Genomic DNA, 17,144 nt, shown 5'->3' with positions numbered 1-17,144 from the left:
CGGTTGTCGATGATGTCCGCAGCCTCGCGGAGCGACTCGGCGGTGACGTCGTTGCCGGTGGCGGCGAGGCGGATCCGGGTGCCTCCCTCGAGGTCCAGGCCGAGCGCCGGCTTCCACGAACCAGCCAGCGCGACGAGCCCGTACAGCACCGCGACGGAGATGAAGAAGATCGTCAGGGTGCGCGCAGGGCTGCCGGGGCGACGGGCCATCTCAGCGCTCCTCGGTGGTGGTGTCGGGGTGGTCGGGGAGCGTCTCGGGCTCGTCCTGGTCGTCGGCGAGGGACTCCGCGGCCGGAGGGACCTTCGATCCCACGGCTCCGCGGACGACCTCGACGACGACGCCCGGAGCGAGCTCGACGCTGATCCTCTCGTCGTCCAACGATCGGAGCACGCCATAGATCCCCGAGGACAACATCACCTCGTCGCCGACCTCGAGGGACGACTGCATCTGGCGCAGCTCACGCTGGCGACGCTGGGCCGGCCGGATCATCAGCGCCCAGAACAGGACGGCAATGGCCAGGAGGGGCAAGAGGGAGGCAAGCTCCGACACGACAACAGACCTCTTCACAAGGGGTACATGGGATGCCAGTCCTGTGTGTGGTCACGCAGGACCGGCTCGACCAACGGTGAAGTGTAACCGCGGGTGCTGCACGTCACGGCATCGCCATGGCCTGCCCCCGGATCACTCCTCGAAGAGGGTCGCCTCGGCGGTCGGTGACGGCGGTGCGTCGAGCCCCAGGTGGCGCCACGCGGCGGGGGTGGCGACCCGGCCACGCGGCGTACGGGCCAGGAAGCCGATCCGCACCAGGAACGGCTCGGCGACCTCCTCCACGGTCTCCCGCTCCTCCCCCACGGCGACGGCGAGAGTGGAGACGCCGACGGGTCCACCACCGAAGTGCCGGCACAGCACCTCGATGACGGCACGGTCGAGGGAGTCGAGGCCCAGCTCGTCGACCTCGTACAGCTCGAGGCCGCGGCGGGCCACGTCGTGGGTGACCACGCCGTCGGCCTTCACCTGGGCGTAGTCGCGGACGCGGCGCAGCAGCCGGTTGGCGATGCGCGGCGTACCTCGCGAGCGCGAGGCGATCTCCGCGGCGCCCTCGTGGGTCAGGTCGACACCGAGCAGGCCGGCCGACCGGTGCACGATGCGGTCGAGGTCGGCGGTCTCGTAGTACTCCAGCCGGGCGGTGAACCCGAACCGGTCGCGCAGCGGGCCCGGCAGCAGCCCGGCGCGGGTGGTGGCGCCGACGAGGGTGAACGGTGGGATCTCGAGCGGGATCGCCGTGGCACCTGGGCCCTTGCCGATGACGACGTCGACGCGGAAGTCCTCCATCGCCATGTAGAGCATCTCCTCGGCGGGCCGGGACATCCGGTGGATCTCGTCGAGGAAGAGCACTTCGCCCTCGCCGAGCGAGGAGAGGATCGCGGCCAGATCGCCCGCGTGCTGGATGGCGGGGCCGGAGGTGATGCGGATGGGCACGCCCATCTCCGCGGCGATGATCATCGACAGGGTGGTCTTGCCGAGGCCGGGGGCGCCGGAGAGCAGCACATGGTCGGCGGTGGCGCCGCGCTGGCGCGCGGCCTTCAGCACGAGGTCGAGCTGCTGCCGTACGCGCTCCTGCCCGATGAACTCCCCCAGGTCCTTCGGGCGCAGCGCCGCCTCGACCGCCTGGTCCTCGCGGTCTGCGGCGGCGCCGACCAGTCGCTCCGGCGTCTCGTCGGTGGCGTCGTCCCAGTTCATGAGTGATCTCTCGGGTCAGCGGGTCGGTCGGCCGTACGGGTCCCGGCCGGGGCGGGTGCGGGTCGGTCGGCGGTACGGGTCAGCGGCCGGGGGCGGGTCGGGGGGATCAGCGCGTGCGGTTGAGGGTCTGGAGGGCGGAGCGCAGCAGCGCGCCGATGTTCGGCTGGCCGGCGGCCTCGGCCTGCGGCGTGACCGCGGTGACCGCCTCGTCGGCCTCGCGGGTGGCGTAGCCGAGGCCCAGCAGCGCCGCGTGCAGTTGCTCGCGCCACGACGCGCCCACCGGGGAGCCGACCCCGCGGTCGGCTCCCGCCGTGCCCACCGGCTCGCCCAGCCGGTCCTTGAGTTCGAGCAGCAGCCGCTGGGCGCCTTTCTTCCCGATGCCGGGCACGGCGGTGAGCGCTTTCTCGTCCCCCGAGGCAACCGCGGCCCGCAGCGCGTCCGGGGAGTGCACCGCCAGCATCGTCTGGGCCAGCCGCGGCCCGACCCCACTGACGGTCTGGAGCAGTTCGAAGACCTGCCGCTCGTCGTCGTCCGCGAATCCGTACAGCGTGAGCGAGTCCTCGCGCACCACCAGCGACGTGGCCAGCCGCGCGGGCTTGCCGATCCGCAGCGACGCCAGCGTGCCGGGGGCGCACTGGACGGCCATGCCGACGCCGCCGACCTCGATGACCGCGGCGTCCGGGGCGAGGGCGGCGACCTGGCCGCTGACGAAGGCGATCACGGGGTGGGCTCCTGGGCTCGTACGGTCCGGTGGGCGGCGACCGCCTGCTGGAGGCGGGTGGTGGCGGTGCCGCGCCAGATGTGGCAGATGGCCAGTGCCAGCGCGTCGGCCGCGTCGGCGGGCCTGGGCGGGGCGTCCAGCCGCAGCAGCCGGGTCACCATCGCGCCGACCTGGGCCTTGTCGGCCCGGCCGCTCCCGGTGACGGCGGCCTTCACCTCGCTGGGGGTGTGCAGGTGGACCGGCAGGCCGCGCCGTGCCGCGCAGAGGATGGCCACCGCGCTGGCCTGGGCGGTGCCCATCACGGTTCGCACGTTGTGCTGGCTGAACACGCGCTCCACGGCGACCGCCTCGGGCCGGTGCCGGTCCAGCCAGGCGTCTATGCCCTCCTCGATGAGGACGAGCCGGCGGCCGATCTCCGCGTCGGCGGGCGTGCGGACGACCCCGACACCGGCCATCGTCAGCGGACGGCCCGGCGCGCCGTCCACCACGCCGATACCGCACCGGGTCAGCCCGGGGTCCACTCCCAGCACGCGCACGCCTCGCCCCCTCCTCGGACCACCTGTTCCCGCAGGCTATCGGTCGGTACTGACAACGGCGGTGGGCCGGCGGGGTGTGTTCACCTCGCCGGCCCACGGATGGCCTGGGGACAGCAGCCATCGATGGAGAAACCACGACGGCGGGCGACCACCTCCGCGAGAGCGGCGGCGGTTCAGCCGCACAAGTCAGCCGACCTTCTCCATGACCTCGTCCGACACGTCGAAGTTGGCGAAGACGTTCTGCACGTCGTCGCTGTCCTCGAGCGCGTCGATCAGCTTGAAGATCTTCCGCGCGCCCTCCTCGTCCAACTCGACCTGCATCGTCGGCAGGAAGTTCGCGTCGGCCGAGTCGTAGTCGATGCCGGCGTCCTGGAGGGCCTTGCGGACCGGGACCAGGTCGGTGGCCTCGCTGATCACCTCGAAGGAGTCGCCGAGGTCGTTGACCTCCTCCGCGCCGGCGTCCAGCACCGCGCCGAGCACGTCGTCCTCGGTCAGCCCGCCCTTGGGGACGATGACGACGCCCTTGCGGTTGAACAGGTACGACACCGAGCCCGGGTCGGCCATCGAGCCGCCGTTGCGGGTCATGGCGACCCGGACGTCGGACGCGGCGCGGTTGCGGTTGTCGGTGAGGCACTCGATGAGGACCGCGACGCCGTTGGGGCCGTAGCCCTCGTACATGATCGTCTGGTAGTCGGCGCCGCCGGCCTCGAGTCCCGCGCCGCGCTTGACCGCGCTGTCGATGTTCTTGTTCGGCACCGAGCTCTTCTTCGCCTTCTGGATGGCGTCGAAGAGGGTCGGGTTGCCGTCCGGGTCGGCGCCGCCGGTCCGGGCCGCGACCTCGATGTTCTTGATCAGCTTCGCGAAGAGCTTGCCGCGCTTGGCATCGATCACGGCCTTCTTGTGCTTCGTCGTAGCCCATTTAGAGTGGCCGGACATCCGACTGTCTCCTTCGCGTCACCATTACCGAACGCCGCCGATCCTACCGGGAGGTCATCAGCTCCCGGTGCGCACCGTGTGCACGAACAGTTCATGTACGCGGTGGTCGCCGGTCAGCTCCGGGTGGAAGGAGGTGGCCATCACGTTGCCCTGCCGGACGGCGACGACATGACCGTCGTACTCGGCCAGCACCCGGGTCTCCGCGCCGACCGACTCCACCCACGGGGCGCGGATGAAGACGCCTTCGACCGGACCGCCCTCGATGCCGGTCACGTCCACGGACGCCTCGAAGGACTCGTTCTGGCGGCCGAAGGCGTTGCGGCGGACGATCATGTCGATGCCGCCGAAGGTCTCCGGCCCGCTGCTCGGGGTCTCCCCGGGCCCCCAGGGCCCGGGGGAAGGGTCGAGGATCTTGTCGGCGAGCATGATGAGTCCGGCGCAGGTGCCGTAGACCGGCAGGCCGTCGCGGATCGCCTCGCGCACCGGTTCCATCAGACCGAAGAGCACGGCGAGTTTGGAGATGGTGGTGGACTCGCCGCCGGGCAGGACCAGTCCGTCGAGCCCGGCCAGTTCCTCGGGGCGCCGCACCGGCCTGGCCGCGGCGTCCGCCGCGGCCAGCGCCGCAAGGTGCTCCCGTACGTCGCCCTGGAGGGCCAGGACGCCGATGGTGGGAATGCTCATGGCTGGACTACCAGCCCCGGTTCGCGTAGCGCTCGGTCTCCGGGAGGATGTCGACGTTGATGCCGACCATGGCCTCGCCGAGGTTGCGGGAGGCGTCCGCGATGACCTTCGGGTCGTCGAAGAAGGTGGTGGCGCGGACGATGGCCGCGGCGCGCTTGGCCGGGTCGCCGGACTTGAAGATGCCCGAGCCGACGAAGGCGCCCTCGGCGCCGAGCTGGCGCATCAGCGCGGCGTCGGCGGGGGTGGCCACACCGCCCGCGGAGAACAGCACGACGGGCAGCTTGCCCAGCTCCGCGACCTCCTTGACCAGCTCGTACGGGGCGCGCAGCTCCTTGGCGGCGGCGTACAGCTCGTTGTTGTCCAGGCCCCTGAGGCGGGATATCCCGCCCCTGATCTGGCGCAGGTGGCGTACCGCCTCGACGACGTTGCCGGTGCCGGCCTCGCCCTTGGAGCGGATCATGGCCGCACCTTCGGCGATCCGGCGCAGGGCCTCACCGAGGTTGGTGGCGCCGCAGACGAAGGGCGTGGTGAAGGCCCACTTGTCGGAGTGGTTGACCTCGTCGGCGGGGGTCAGCACCTCGGACTCGTCGATGTAGTCGACGCCCAGCGCCTGGAGGACCTGGGCCTCCACGAAGTGGCCGATACGGGACTTGGCCATGACGGGGATGGAGACGGCGTTGATGATGCCGTCGATCATGTCCGGGTCGGACATCCGGGCCACGCCGCCGTCCTTGCGGATGTCGGCGGGCACCCGCTCCAGGGCCATCACGGCCACGGCCCCCGCGTCCTCGGCGATCTTCGCCTGCTCCGGGGTGACGACATCCATGATCACGCCGCCCTTGAGCTGTTCGGCCATGCCGCGCTTGACGCGTACGGTGCCGGTCTCCGGGGTCGTGGCGGTGGACGCGGTGGTGGACAAGGTGACCTCACTCCTGACGAAACTGGGCTTTTCTCTTATGGTCCGGCGGCCCGCCGGTGGCGGAAAGGGCCAATCCGTCGCGGGTGGCTCCCCACAGCGGCCCGGTGGCCTGTGATCCGCGGCCGGACCTGTGCGCCGGTACTTGCCGGACCCGTGCCCCGTCACTGCCCGCCCGCGGTGAGCGCCGGCGGCGGTTCGTCATCCATCTCGAAGGCGAGCGGGAAGGGCGCGTGGCCCGCCAGCCGGAACCAGCGCACCACCCGGTGCCTGCGGACCGCGCGCGCGGCGCGTACCGCGTCGTTGTGGAACCGCCGGGCCATCGGCACCCGGCGTACCGCCTGCGTCAGTTCGCCGATCGCCGCGGTACCGCCGGGCGCCGCCCGTACCTCTGTCACGGCTCCCGCCTCGGAGAACACCGCCCGCAGCGCCTGGCTCAAGTCGCTCTCGGCGACTTCCCGTTGCTCAGGCTCCGCCTGCCGGGCCGCGTGCGCGGACTCGTACAGCACGATCGAGGCGGCCGGATCCAGGACGCCGGCGGTCGCCAGCTCCTGCGCGACCGAGGCCCGGCGCAGCAACTGCGCGTCCAGCGCCGCCCGCGCCGCGTCGATCCGCGCGTGCAGCCGGTCGAGCCGCCCCGCCGTCCAGCTCAGATACAGCCCGATGGCGATGATCGCTACCGCGACCCAGATGAAGGTGGTGGTCACGGGCGGCAAGGCTACCGAAGCCGGTGCCGCGCCGGGGCGCGGCAGGGGCGCGGTGGCCCGTCACTCCCGGGCGAGCCCGAACCGCGCGCGCAGGCTGGTGCGTTCGTCCGTCACCACGTGGGCGGCGCCGTCGGTGACCGTCTCGTAGACGGCGAGGATGTCGCCCGCGACCACGGACCAGTCGAAGCGGCGGACGTGGGCGCTGCCTCGGGTACGCAGTTCGGCGCGGCGGGCGGGGTCGGCGAGCACGCGGATCGCGGCGGAGGCGAGCGCGTCGGCGTCCTCGTTGGTGAACAGCTCGCCGGCCGCGCCCTCGTCGAGCACCTGGACGAACGCGTCGAGGTCGCTGGCGAGTACGGGGGCGCCCGCGGACATCGCCTCGACCAGGATGATCCCGAAGCTCTCGCCGCCGGTGTTGGGCGCCACGTACAGGTCGACGCTGCGCAGCAGCCGCGCCTTGTCCTCGTCGCTGACCATGCCGAGGAACTCCACCCGGTCCCGCAGGGCGGCGGGCAGCGGGGCCAGCGCCTCCTCGGCGTCGCCGCGTCCGGCGACCAGCAGCCGGGTGGCGGGCCGTTCGGCGAGGATCCGGGGCAGCGCCCGCATCAGCACGGGCAGTCCCTTGCGGGGTTCGTCGATCCGCCCGATGAAGCCGATCGTCCCTCCCTGCCACTCCTTCTTGGGCTCGGCGCGGGCGAAGAAGGAGACGTCGACGCCGTTGGGAATGACCACCGCGTCGCCGCCGAGGTGTTCCACGAAGGTGCGCCGCGCGTACTCGGAGACCGCGATCCGGGCCCGGATCTTCTCCAGCGCGGGTTGCAGGATCGGATACGCGGCGATCATCGCGCGCGAGCGCGGGTTGGAGGTGTGGAAGGTGGCCACGATCGGCCCCTGGGCGGCCCAGCAGGCGAGCAGGCCCAGCGAGGGGGAGGCGGGCTCGTGGATGTGGATGACGTCGAAGTTGCCGTCGTGCAGCCAGCGCCGGACCCGCGCGGCGGACAGGAAGCCGAAGTTGAGCCGCGCCACGGAGCCGTTGTAGGGCACGGGCACCGCCCGCCCGGCCGAGACGACGTACGGCGGCAGCGGCGTGTCGTCGTCGGCCGGCGCGAGCACGGACACCTCGTGGCCGAGGCCGGTCAGGTGCTCGGCGAGGTCCCTGACGTGGAACTGGACACCGCCCGGCACGTCCCAGGAGTACGGGCAGACGATCCCGATCCTCACGGTGTCTCCGTTCCGGGGGTTTCAGCGGCTCCGGCCGCGCCGGGGAGCCCGCCGGGCCCGGGGATTCCGGGGAGCTCGCCGGGCCCGGGCGTCCCCGGAAGCTCGCCGGGAGCCGCCCCCGCACCGTCCGCGTCCCGGCGCGGCACCAGATCCGCCAGCCACAACCGCTGGAGCATGTGCCAGTCCTCCGGGTGCTCGGCGATACCGGAGGCGTACGCGTCGGCGAGCGCCTGCGTCATGACGCCGGTACGGTACGCGCGGCCGTCGCCCTCGGGGATCCCGATCGGCGGATGCACCCGTCCGTGCATGACGGGCGAGTCGTCGTACCACAGGGTGACCGGGAGCAGCAGCGCCCCGGTCTGCTGGGCGAGCATCGCGGGTCCGGCGGGCATCCTGGTCTTCTCGCCGAAGAACTCCACCTCGACGCCCCGGGCGGACAGGTCCCGGTCGGCGACCAGGCAGACCAGGCCGCCGGCCCGCAGCCGCCGGGCGAGGGTGCCGAAGGCGGCGGCCCCGGTGTGCGGCAGCACCTCCATGCCCAGGCCCTCGCGGTAGGCGACGAACCGGTCGTACAGCGTCTCGGGCTTGAGCCGCTCGGCGACCGTGGTGAACGGGGTCTCCAGCGTGGTGGTGACCCAGGCGCCGGCCAGGTCGTAGTTGCCCATGTGCGGCAGGGCGAGGATGACGCCGCGCCCCGCGGCCAGGCCCTCCACCAGGTAGTGCACGTCCTCGGGGTCGAAGCCGCCGCGGATACGGTCCTTGCTCCAGGCCGGCAGCCGGAAGGACTCCATCCAGTACCGCAGGTACGAGCGCATGCCCGCCCTGGACAGTGCGCGCAGCCGCTCCGGGTCGGCGTCCGGCACGACCCGCGCGAGGTTGGCCTCCAGGCGCTGTACGCCCTTGCCGCGCCGCCGCCATGCCAGGTCGGCGACGGTACGGCCGAGGGTGCGGGCGGCGGGTTCCGGCAGCGTCTTGACGGCGCTCCACCCGAGGCCGTACAGACCGTCGGTCAGCCGTTCCCTCACGCGCCGCTCCCGTGACCGACGGCGGTGGTGGTGGCCGCCGCCGCGGCGTCCGCCTCCGCGGCCTCGCGGCGGACGGTCACCATCCGCTGGATCAGGGTGACCAGGCTGCCCGCGGCCACCACCCACAAGGCGATCGGCAGCAGCCACTGGATTCCGGGCACCCCGAACTCGTGCAGTCCGGAGAGGCCGCACAGCACCAGGGTGATCACCAGCCGCTCGGCCCGCTCGACCAGGCCGTTGACGTTGACCGGCAGGCCGATCGCCTCGCCGCGCGCCTTGGTGTACGACACCACCTGGCCGCTGGCGAGGCAGAAGACCGTCACCGCGCACAGCACCAGGTTGTCGCCGCGGCCCGCGTACCACATGGCCAGGCCCGCGAAGATGCCCGCGTCGGCGACCCGGTCCAGGGTGGAGTCCAGGAAGGCGCCCCAGCGGCTGGAGACTCCGGCCTGCCGGGCCATGTTGCCGTCGACCAGGTCGGAGAAGACGAACAAGGTGATGGTGACCGTGCCCCAGAAGAACTCACCTCTGGGGTAGAAGACCAGGGCCCCCGCCAGGACGCCCGCGGTGCCGATCAGGGTCACCGTGTCGGGGCTGACCCCCTTGCGCAGGAGAAAAGCGGCGAACGGCGTGAGAACACGCGTGAAGAACGCACGCGCGTACTTGTTCAGCATGGCCTTCCCGACGGGTCGGAGGGTTCGGATCACCGAATACCGGCGGCCGGGCCGGCCACCGGATGGCCCATCGTAGCCAGCCGCCGCATACCGGACGCGCCAGGCACCGTCCGGTACCGATCACCCTACCGGCCCCCGCGCGACGTATGGACGCATCGTGAGCCTCGTGGGAAGGTCGAAGGACGGGGTGCGCCGCCGAAGCATCCCCCTCGGCCCCGCCCGGGGCACTCCCGAGCGGTTTCCCGTGGCGCCGCCTCGTTCGCGCGCCCGCCCCGCGGGCGCGGTCCCCATGCGGTGACGGACCGGGAGGCGAGAGCACATGGGTGGTGCATCCGACAGGAGAGACATACAGCCCGGAGCCGCCGGAGGCGCACCGGCGGCCGGCCGCCCCGAGCACGTGCGCAATGTGGTGCTGGTCGGCCACAGCGGAGCGGGCAAGACGACTCTGGTGGAGGCGCTGGCGCTGGCCACCGGAGCGGTGAACCGGGCGGGCCGGGTCGAGGACGGCGGCTCGGTCTCCGACCACGACGAGATCGAGCAGCGGCAGCAGCGGTCCGTTCAGTTGTCGCTCGTCCCGGTGGAATGGGACGGCATCAAGGTCAATCTGCTGGACACCCCCGGCTACGCGGACTTCGTCGGGGAGCTCAGGGCGGGGCTGCGCGCCGCGGACGCGGCCCTCTTCGTCGTCTCGGCCTCGCAGGACGGCGAGGGCATCGGCGGCGCGACCCGCATCGTGTGGGACGAGTGCGCGGCCGTCGGTATGCCGCGGGCCGTGGTCGTCACCCACCTGGAATCGGCCCGGGCCGGCTTCGAGGAGATGGCCGCGCAGTGCGCCCGGGAGCTGGGCGGCGACGACCCGGACGCGGTGCTGCCGCTCTACCTGCCCGTACACGGCTCGCAGGGCCCGGACGGCCACGCCCCGGTGACCGGCCTGGTAGGGCTGCTGTCGCAGCGGGTGTACGACTACTCCTCCGGGAAGCGCACCGACGCCGCACCCGGCGCGGAGCTGCTGCCGCCGCTGGAGCAGGCACGCAACCGGCTCATCGAGGGCATCATCGCCGAGAGCGAGGACGAGACCCTGATGGACCGCTACCTGGGCGGCGAGGAGATCGACCTCAAGACTCTGGTCACCGACCTGGAGCGGGCGGTGGCCCGCGGCACGTTCCATCCGGTGCTGCCCGCCGCTCCGGCCGCCGACGGCGCGAAGCAGGGCCTGGGCACGCTGGAGCTGCTGGAACTGGTGACCCGCGGTTTCCCGACCCCGCTGGAGCGCGAGGCGCCGCCGGTGACCAGTCCGGACGGCCACCGGGAGCCCGCGCTGGCCTGCGACCCCGACGGGCCGCTCGCCGCCGAGGTGGTGAAGACCTCCTCCGACCCCTACGTCGGCCGGATCAGCATGGTGCGGGTCTTCTCCGGCACCCTGCGGCCCGACGAGACCGTGCACGTGTCGGGGCACGGTCTGGAGGACCGCGGGCACGAGGACCACGACGTGGACGAGCGGGTCGGCGCGCTGTCCTCACCGTTCGGCAGACAGCAGCGCCCGGTGCCGTCCGCGACCGCCGGTGACCTGGTGTGCGTGGCCAAACTGACCCGCGCGGAGACCGGCGACACGCTCTCCGCGAAGGACCACCCGCTGCTCATGGCGCCCTGGCAGATGCCCGACCCGCTGCTGCCGATCGCCATCGAGGCGCACAGCAAGGCCGACGAGGACAAACTGTCGCAGGGCCTGGCGAAGCTGGTCGCCGAGGACCCGACGATGCGGCTGGAGCAGAACCAGGACACCCGGCAGGTCGTCCTGTGGTGCCTGGGCGAGGCGCACGCCGACGTGGCGCTGGAGCGGCTGCGCACCCGCTACGGCGTGCAGGTCGACGCCGTCCCGTACCGGGTGCCGCTGCGCGAGACGTTCGGCGAGGGCGCGACCGCCCGCGGCCGGCACGTCAAACAGTCCGGCGGGCACGGCCAGTTCGCGATCTGCGACATCGAGGTGGAGCCGCTGCCGGTCGGCTCCGGCATCGAATTCGTCGACAAGGTGGTCGGCGGCGCGGTGCCGCGGCAGTTCATCCCCTCGGTCGAGAAGGGAGTTCGGGCCCAGGCCGCCCGCGGGGTCGCGCTCGGCTTCCCGGTGGTGGACATCAAGGTCACCCTGACCGACGGCAAGTCGCACTCGGTGGACTCCTCCGACGCCGCCTTCCAGACCGCTGGCGCACTGGCCCTGCGCGAGGCGGCGGCGACCAGCCGTATCCACCTGCTGGAACCGGTCGCCGAGGTCGGGGTGCTGATCCCGGACGCCTACGTGGGCCCCGTGATGAGCGACCTGTCCAGCCGCCGCGGCCGGGTGCTGGGCACCGAACCCACCGGCGCCGGACGCACTCTGGTACGGGCCGAGGTTCCCGAGGCCGAGATCAGCCGCTACGCGGTGGACCTGCGGTCGCTGTCGCACGGCACGGGCCGGTTCAGCCGGCGCTACGCCCGGCACGAGCCGATGCCGTCCCAACTCGCCGCGAAACTGAGGCAAAAGGAGGAGGAGCACGCCAAGTAGGTGTCAACCCGGCGCCAAGTAGGCGCACTCCACGGCCAATCGGCGGCTCGCGGCCACCCCGCGGGCCGCCTCGCCGCTACTGTGGACACTGCTCCGAACGTGTGACCCGGCAGCCGGCGGGGAATTGGGCTGGTGGGAGCCGGTGCACCGGCGGAGTGTGCGGGCTTGGCGAATGTGGCGGACTTGGCGGGCGGACTGGGGGCTGCGGTGACGAACGGGTTCGATTTCAGCCCAGGGGCACAGATCCCGCTGACGGGCACCGACGGAGGCACCGCCGCGAGCCAGGCGCTGGCCTCCGCCGCGTACCGGGACTCCTCCGTCACCGCTCTGGTGGACATCAACGGCGCCGCCTCGGTGAAAGCGCCCCGCCTCTCGCTGTTCCAGCCCAACCTCGGCGAGGCGTTCTCCCGGGCGGTGCAGGTCCGCATGCTGGGCGGCGGGCGCAACGAGTTGGTCCAGTCCTTCGGCGTCGAACCACAGACCGTCGTCGAGCACTGCCTGGCCGCCAACCGCATCCGGCAGGAGCGCGACACCCGGCTGACCGTGATCACGGCGGTCTCCGGGCTGCTCTTCCTGCCCGGCACGCTGCTGTGGCTGGGCGCCTTCCAATTGCGCAAATCGCTGGCGACGCTGAAGGCGGGCGGCAACCGGGCCGGGGCGCTCGGCGGCGTGGTGCTGGGCGTGGCGGTCGCCTTCACGCTGCTGCTCGTCGTCAGGCCGCCGTTCACCGGCTTCTGGCGCGAGTACTTCCGGGTGGTGATGATCGCCCCGGTCATCGGCTGGTACTACGCCAAGCGGATCTGCGAGCACACCGCGAAGGACCTGCGGGACCGATGGAGCGGCCTGGTGGCCGGCAGCGGCGTCGGCGCGAAGATCCCCGAGGCGGTCCCCCGCCACCCCGGCCAGATCCGCGCCGAGACCCTCCGTCAGAGCCTGGTCAAGCTCTCCGCCGAGCAGCGCAGCAACGTCGTCTTCTACGCGGGCCCCAAGGGCATACTCGGCATGGGCAGCCGCTGGGCCAGTTGGCAGATGGCCGAGGAGCTCATCCCCCGCGAGGGCCTGGCCGAGATCAACCCGTTCCGGAGCTGGGACGTGATTCGCGCCATCCATGACAAGCTCCGCATGCTGGAGCGCGGCCCCCTGCACACCGGCGGCTTCCCGACCCCGTCCATACGGCACTGGGTCGTGGTGCCGGTCGGCGAGGGTGCCTCCAAGATCTCCCGCCCCACCGGCTCGGAGGTCGATGCGTACACCGTCAAGGACTTCGAGATCCAGCGGATCTGCAACGAGCAGCAGTTCGGCAAGGGCAACCGCCACTATCTGGGCACCCAGTTCGTGCTGTGGGACGGCAACCTCGTCATCACGCTGATGGTGACGGTGACCGTGCTGGCCAACACCCTCCGCGTCGAGGTCACCGGGTACGCGCTCGGCCCGGTGGACGGTCTGTTCACCTCCGGGCCGTCGGCGAAGCAGAAAACGGTCAGCAAGTCGGTCAAGTTCTGGGAGACCAAGACCGTTTCGCTGCCGCTGATCGACGCCGGCGAGGTGGTACGGCTGGCCGCCCGCGCACCGCTGACCTGGTTCCCGCCGCTCCTGGACTACTTCGGTGGCACCCTGAAGCTTCCCGAGCCGTTCGGTCTGCGCCACACCTGGGCCGGCAAGCCGTGGGCGCACCGCTTCATGGCCGACGACGCACTGCGCGCCGCCACCCCCGTACTGCGCGCCGTGCACTCCGCCGCGATCCAGGTGATGGCCGAGAACGGCGTCGACACCTCGCACTTCACCAGCCGTTCCATGGCCCTCAGCGGCCTCGTCCAAAGCGTGGAGCCGGGCAAGGCCGACGCCTACGACGCGTAGCCCGCCGGGGCTGCGCGAACCCGGGGCACGGCGCCCCGGGTTCGCGGGTACGAGGCGCCCCGCCCCTGAGGGCTTCGCGTCAGGCGGGCCAGACGTCGGCGAGCATCTTGCGGGTGTCCGCGAGGAGCTGCGGCAGCACCTTCGTGTGGCCGACGACCGGCATGAAGTTCACGTCCCCGCCCCAGCGCGGCACCACGTGCTGGTGCAGATGCGCGGCGATCCCGGCCCCCGCCACATCGCCCTGGTTCATGCCGATGTTGAAGCCCTGCGCGCCGGACGCGGTACGCAGCGCCGTCATCGCCCGCTTGGTCTGGTCGGCCAGCTCCGCCGTCTCGTCGCCGTCCAGCTCCGTGTAGTCGGCGACGTGCCGGTAAGGCACCACCATGAGATGGCCGCTGTTGTACGGGTAGAGGTTGAGCACCACGTACACGTGCTCGGCGCGCGCGATGATCAGGCTGTTCTCGTCGGGCTCCGCCGGGACCGCGCAGAATGGACATCCGTCGGCGGCGCCGGGACCGGTGGGCTTGTTCTCACCCTGGATGTACGCCATCCGGTGCGGGGTCCACAGCCGCTGAAACGCGTCCGGCACCCCCGCTCCGATCCGCTGCTCCGGCTCACTCGTCATGCGGATCAGCATAGGACTTCCGCGCAACCGCGCGTGTCGCCGGGCCCGGTCCGCGGCCTGTGCGGCGATCCTGGCCGGATGGACGCCGACAGCCGTCTTGCCCGGTGGGAGAACCGCAGCGAAGTCCCGCTGTTCCTGGCGTCGCTGCTCTACCTCGGCGCGTACGCCGCCCATGTGCTCCGCCCCGGACTCCCGTCGTGGGCGCACGACCTGCTCCTCACCGTCGTCGCGGCCGCCTGGGCCGCCTTCCTCCTGGACTACCTCGTCCGCCTGCGGATCAGCGGACGCCGCTTCGGCCCGCGCTACGTACGCGACCACTTGCTGGACACCACGGTCCTCGTCCTGCCGCTGCTGCGCCCGTTGCGGATGGTCCGGCTCTACCAGGTGATGCAGCGACGCCGCGAGCAGGCGCGGCTGAGCCTGTACGGCCGCGTCATCGCGTACGCCGGTTTGTCGGCCCTCCTCCTCGGCTTCGCCGGCTCGCTCGCCGTCTACCAGCAGGAGCGGTACGCCCCCGGCGCCACCATCCGTACCTTCGGCGACTCGGTGTGGTGGACCTGTTCGACCCTCACCACGGTCGGCTACGGCGACGTGGTCCCGGTCACCGGCGGCGGCCGGACGATCGCGGTCGTCGTGATGTTCCTCGGCCTGGCGCTGCTGGGCGCGGTGACGGGCTCCTTCTCCTCCTGGCTGATCCAGACGTTCACCAGGGACGACGAACGGCCCCCGGCACGCTGAGAGCGCGCCGGGGGCCGGACCGTCCTGCCGGGGATCGGATCACACCTGAACGCGGCGCTCCACCACGTCGACGAGCTTCGCCAACGCCTGGTCACGCGCGACCCCGTTCTCCTGCGAGCCGTCGCGGTAGCGGAAGGAGACGGTGCCGTTCGACATGTCCTCGTCGCCGACGATGATCATGAACGGCACCCGCAGCTTCTGGTGCGTCCTGATCTTCTTCTGCATACGGTCCGAGGACGCGTCCACCTCGACCCGCAGTCCCTGCCGCTTCGCCTCCGCCGCGAACTCCTGGAGGTACGGCACATGTGCGTCGCCGACCGGGATGCCCACCGCCTGGACCGGCGCGAGCCAGGCCGGGAACGCGCCCGCGTAGTGCTCGAGCAGCACCGCGAAGAAGCGCTCGATCGACCCGAAGAGCGCCCGGTGGATCATGACCGGCTGCTGCCGCGAACCGTCCGCCGCGGTGTACTCGAGACCGAACCGGGCCGGCTGCTGGAAGTCGACCTGGATGGTCGACATCTGCCAGGTCCGCCCGATCGCGTCGCGCGCCTGCACGGAGATCTTCGGGCCGTAGAAGGCCGCGCCGCCCGGGTCCATGACGAGCTCGAGACCCTGCTTGCCCGCCGCCTGCCGGAGCTGTTCGGTGGCTTCGGACCACTCCTCGTCGGAACCGATGAACTTGTCGGAGTCGCCACGGGTGGACAGCTCCAGGTAGAAGTCGCTCAACCCGTAGTCGCGGAGCAGGTTGAGCACGAAGGTGAGCAGCGAGTCCAGCTCGTCCGGCACCTGCTCCCTGGTGCAGTAGATGTGCGAGTCGTCCTGGGTGAAGCCGCGGGCCCGGGTCAGGCCGTGCACCACACCGGACTTCTCGTACCGGTACACGGTGCCGAACTCGAACAGACGCAAGGGCAGTTCACGGTACGACCGCCCGCGCGCGTCGAAGATCAGGTTGTGCATCGGGCAGTTCATGGCCTTGAGGTAGTACTCCTGGCCCTCGAACTCCATGGGGGGGAACATGCCCTCCGCGTAGTGCGGAAGGTGGCCGGAGGTCTCGAAGAGCTTGGCCTTGGTGATGTGCGGGGTGTTGACGAACTCGTAGCCCGCCTCTTCGTGGCGGCGGCGCGCGTACTGCTCCATCTCCTTGCGGATGATCCCGCCCTTGGGGTGGAAGACCGCGAGACCCGACCCCAACTCGTCCGGGAAGGAGAACAGGTCCAGTTCTGCGCCGAGCTTGCGGTGGTCGCGCTTCTCGGCCTCCGCCAGGAAGTCCAGATACGCCTTGAGCTCTTCCCTGGTGGGCCACGCGGTGCCGTAGATCCGCTGGAGTTGCGCGTTCTTCTCGCTGCCGCGCCAGTACGCGGCAGCGTTCCGCATCAGCTTGAACGCCGGGATGGTGCGGGTGCTGGGCAGGTGCGGACCGCGGCAGAGGTCCTTCCAGCACAGCTCGCCGGTCTTGGCGTCGATGTTGTCGTAGATGGTCAGCTCGCCCGCGCCCACCTCGACGTCGGCGCCGTCCTCCGCACTCGCGGAGGAGCCCTTGAGGCCGATCAACTCCAGCTTGTACGGTTCGGCGGCCAGTTCCTCGCGGGCGGCCTCGTCGGTGACGACCCGCCGGGAGAAGCGCTGGCCGCGCTTCTGGATCTCCTGCATGCGCTTCTCGATGGCCTTGAGGTCATCGGGCTGGAACGGCTTGTCGACGTCGAAGTCGTAGTAGAAGCCGTCCTTGACCGGCGGGCCGATGCCGAGCTTGGCCTCGGGGAAGAGCTCCTGCACGGCCTGGGCCATGACGTGCGCGGTGGAGTGGCGCAGGATGTTCAGGCCGTCCTGGCTGGTGATGTCCACCGGCTCGACCTGGTCGCCGTCGGCGATCTCGTACGCGAGGTCCTTGAGCTCGCCGCCGACCCGGGCCGCGACCACGGACCGCTCGCCCTCGAACAGCTCGGCCGCGGTCGTGCCCGTCGTGACCACCCGCTCTTCCCGTTCAGCGGAATCGCGTTCGATGATCACTCGGAGGTCTGACACCGGTCTGCTCCTGACTGCGGTCGTACGGATACGGTGCGGCGACAGCCGCACGCTGAATCGTACCGAGCCGCCGGGGCTGCCTGCGAAGTCGTATGTCACCGCTCGGACCGGAGAGGGGGCGGACACCCGTCGGGCCGCAGGCGGGCGAGGGGTGGCGAGGCCGCGTACGAACGACGAGGCCGACACGGGCCCGCGCTTGTCGCGGA

Annotated in this window: 16 protein-coding genes and 1 pseudogene; 3 read left to right on the top strand and 14 right to left on the bottom strand. The window is 71.6% G+C overall.

Annotation, left to right across the window (positions count from 1 at the left end; genetic code table 11):
- From VIW71_RS06885 to pgsA, 12 genes and pseudogenes are all read right to left on the bottom strand, one after another.
- Positions 1–209 (bottom strand): annotated as a pseudogene (locus VIW71_RS06885) (protein translocase subunit SecD); the annotation flags it as partial.
- 1 nt (position 210) lies between these two features.
- A complete protein-coding gene (gene yajC, locus VIW71_RS06880; RefSeq protein WP_331621092.1) occupies positions 211–549 on the bottom strand; it encodes a preprotein translocase subunit YajC in 339 nt (112 codons plus the stop codon).
- 132 nt (positions 550–681) lie between these two features.
- Complete coding sequence (gene ruvB, locus VIW71_RS06875; protein WP_331621091.1) at positions 682–1,740, bottom strand: Holliday junction branch migration DNA helicase RuvB; 1,059 nt, start codon at positions 1,738–1,740, stop codon at positions 682–684.
- 106 nt (positions 1,741–1,846) lie between these two features.
- Positions 1,847–2,461, bottom strand: a complete 615-nt coding sequence (gene ruvA / locus VIW71_RS06870) for a Holliday junction branch migration protein RuvA (protein WP_331621090.1) — start codon at positions 2,459–2,461, stop codon at positions 1,847–1,849.
- Complete coding sequence (ruvC, locus tag VIW71_RS06865; RefSeq protein WP_331621089.1) at positions 2,458–2,997, bottom strand: crossover junction endodeoxyribonuclease RuvC; 540 nt, start codon at positions 2,995–2,997, stop codon at positions 2,458–2,460. The genes ruvA and ruvC overlap by 4 nt, the downstream gene beginning before the upstream one ends.
- A 186-nt stretch (positions 2,998–3,183) precedes the next feature.
- Positions 3,184–3,933 (bottom strand): YebC/PmpR family DNA-binding transcriptional regulator, encoded by a 750-nt coding sequence (locus VIW71_RS06860; RefSeq protein WP_331621088.1) that lies wholly within the window; start codon positions 3,931–3,933, stop codon positions 3,184–3,186.
- Positions 3,934–3,990: 57 nt separating this feature from the next.
- Complete coding sequence (gene pdxT, locus VIW71_RS06855; protein WP_331621087.1) at positions 3,991–4,614, bottom strand: pyridoxal 5'-phosphate synthase glutaminase subunit PdxT; 624 nt, start codon at positions 4,612–4,614, stop codon at positions 3,991–3,993.
- Between the two features lie 7 nt (positions 4,615–4,621).
- Positions 4,622–5,533, bottom strand: a complete 912-nt coding sequence (gene pdxS, locus VIW71_RS06850) for a pyridoxal 5'-phosphate synthase lyase subunit PdxS (protein ID WP_331621086.1) — start codon at positions 5,531–5,533, stop codon at positions 4,622–4,624.
- A 161-nt stretch (positions 5,534–5,694) separates the two neighbouring features.
- Positions 5,695–6,246 carry a hypothetical protein gene (locus tag VIW71_RS06845; protein ID WP_331621085.1) on the bottom strand — a complete coding sequence of 184 codons (552 nt, stop codon included), beginning with the start codon at positions 6,244–6,246 and terminating at the stop codon, positions 5,695–5,697.
- A 51-nt stretch (positions 6,247–6,297) separates the two neighbouring features.
- The gene (locus VIW71_RS06840; RefSeq protein WP_331621084.1) at positions 6,298–7,458 is read right to left on the bottom strand and encodes a glycosyltransferase family 4 protein; all 1,161 of its coding nucleotides are present in this window, start codon (positions 7,456–7,458) and stop codon (positions 6,298–6,300) included.
- Positions 7,455–8,483, bottom strand: coding sequence for a phosphatidylinositol mannoside acyltransferase (locus VIW71_RS06835; RefSeq protein WP_331621083.1), 1,029 nt, complete (start codon positions 8,481–8,483; stop codon positions 7,455–7,457). The genes VIW71_RS06840 and VIW71_RS06835 overlap by 4 nt, the downstream gene beginning before the upstream one ends.
- A complete protein-coding gene (gene pgsA / locus VIW71_RS06830) occupies positions 8,480–9,157 on the bottom strand; it encodes a phosphatidylinositol phosphate synthase (protein ID WP_331621082.1) in 678 nt (225 codons plus the stop codon). The genes VIW71_RS06835 and pgsA overlap by 4 nt, the downstream gene beginning before the upstream one ends.
- Positions 9,158–9,476: 319 nt before the next feature.
- Here pgsA and VIW71_RS06825 point away from each other — a divergent pair, with 319 nt between their 5' ends.
- Entirely contained in the window at positions 9,477–11,696 is a 2,220-nt protein-coding gene (locus tag VIW71_RS06825) for an elongation factor G-like protein EF-G2 (RefSeq protein ID WP_331621081.1), read from the top strand.
- Between the two features lie 174 nt (positions 11,697–11,870).
- Complete coding sequence (locus VIW71_RS06820; protein WP_414720680.1) at positions 11,871–13,553, top strand: hypothetical protein; 1,683 nt, start codon at positions 11,871–11,873, stop codon at positions 13,551–13,553.
- Positions 13,554–13,632: 79 nt separating this feature from the next.
- Here VIW71_RS06820 and VIW71_RS06815 read toward each other — a convergent pair whose 3' ends face one another.
- Positions 13,633–14,190 (bottom strand): HIT family protein, encoded by a 558-nt coding sequence (locus VIW71_RS06815; protein WP_331621080.1) that lies wholly within the window; start codon positions 14,188–14,190, stop codon positions 13,633–13,635.
- 66 nt (positions 14,191–14,256) lie between these two features.
- Between VIW71_RS06815 and VIW71_RS06810 the strand changes: the two genes are divergently transcribed.
- Positions 14,257–14,916 (top strand): potassium channel family protein, encoded by a 660-nt coding sequence (locus VIW71_RS06810; RefSeq protein WP_331621079.1) that lies wholly within the window; start codon positions 14,257–14,259, stop codon positions 14,914–14,916.
- Between the two features lie 39 nt (positions 14,917–14,955).
- Here the strand turns inward: VIW71_RS06810 and thrS are convergent, their stop codons facing one another.
- Positions 14,956–16,938 (bottom strand): threonine--tRNA ligase, encoded by a 1,983-nt coding sequence (gene thrS / locus VIW71_RS06805; protein ID WP_331621078.1) that lies wholly within the window; start codon positions 16,936–16,938, stop codon positions 14,956–14,958.
- Between the last annotated feature and the right edge of the window lie 206 nt (positions 16,939–17,144).

The organism is Streptomyces sp., assembly GCF_036524955.1.
Lineage (GTDB): Bacteria > Actinomycetota > Actinomycetes > Streptomycetales > Streptomycetaceae > Actinacidiphila.
This window is presented reverse-complemented; position numbering and strand designations above follow the sequence as displayed.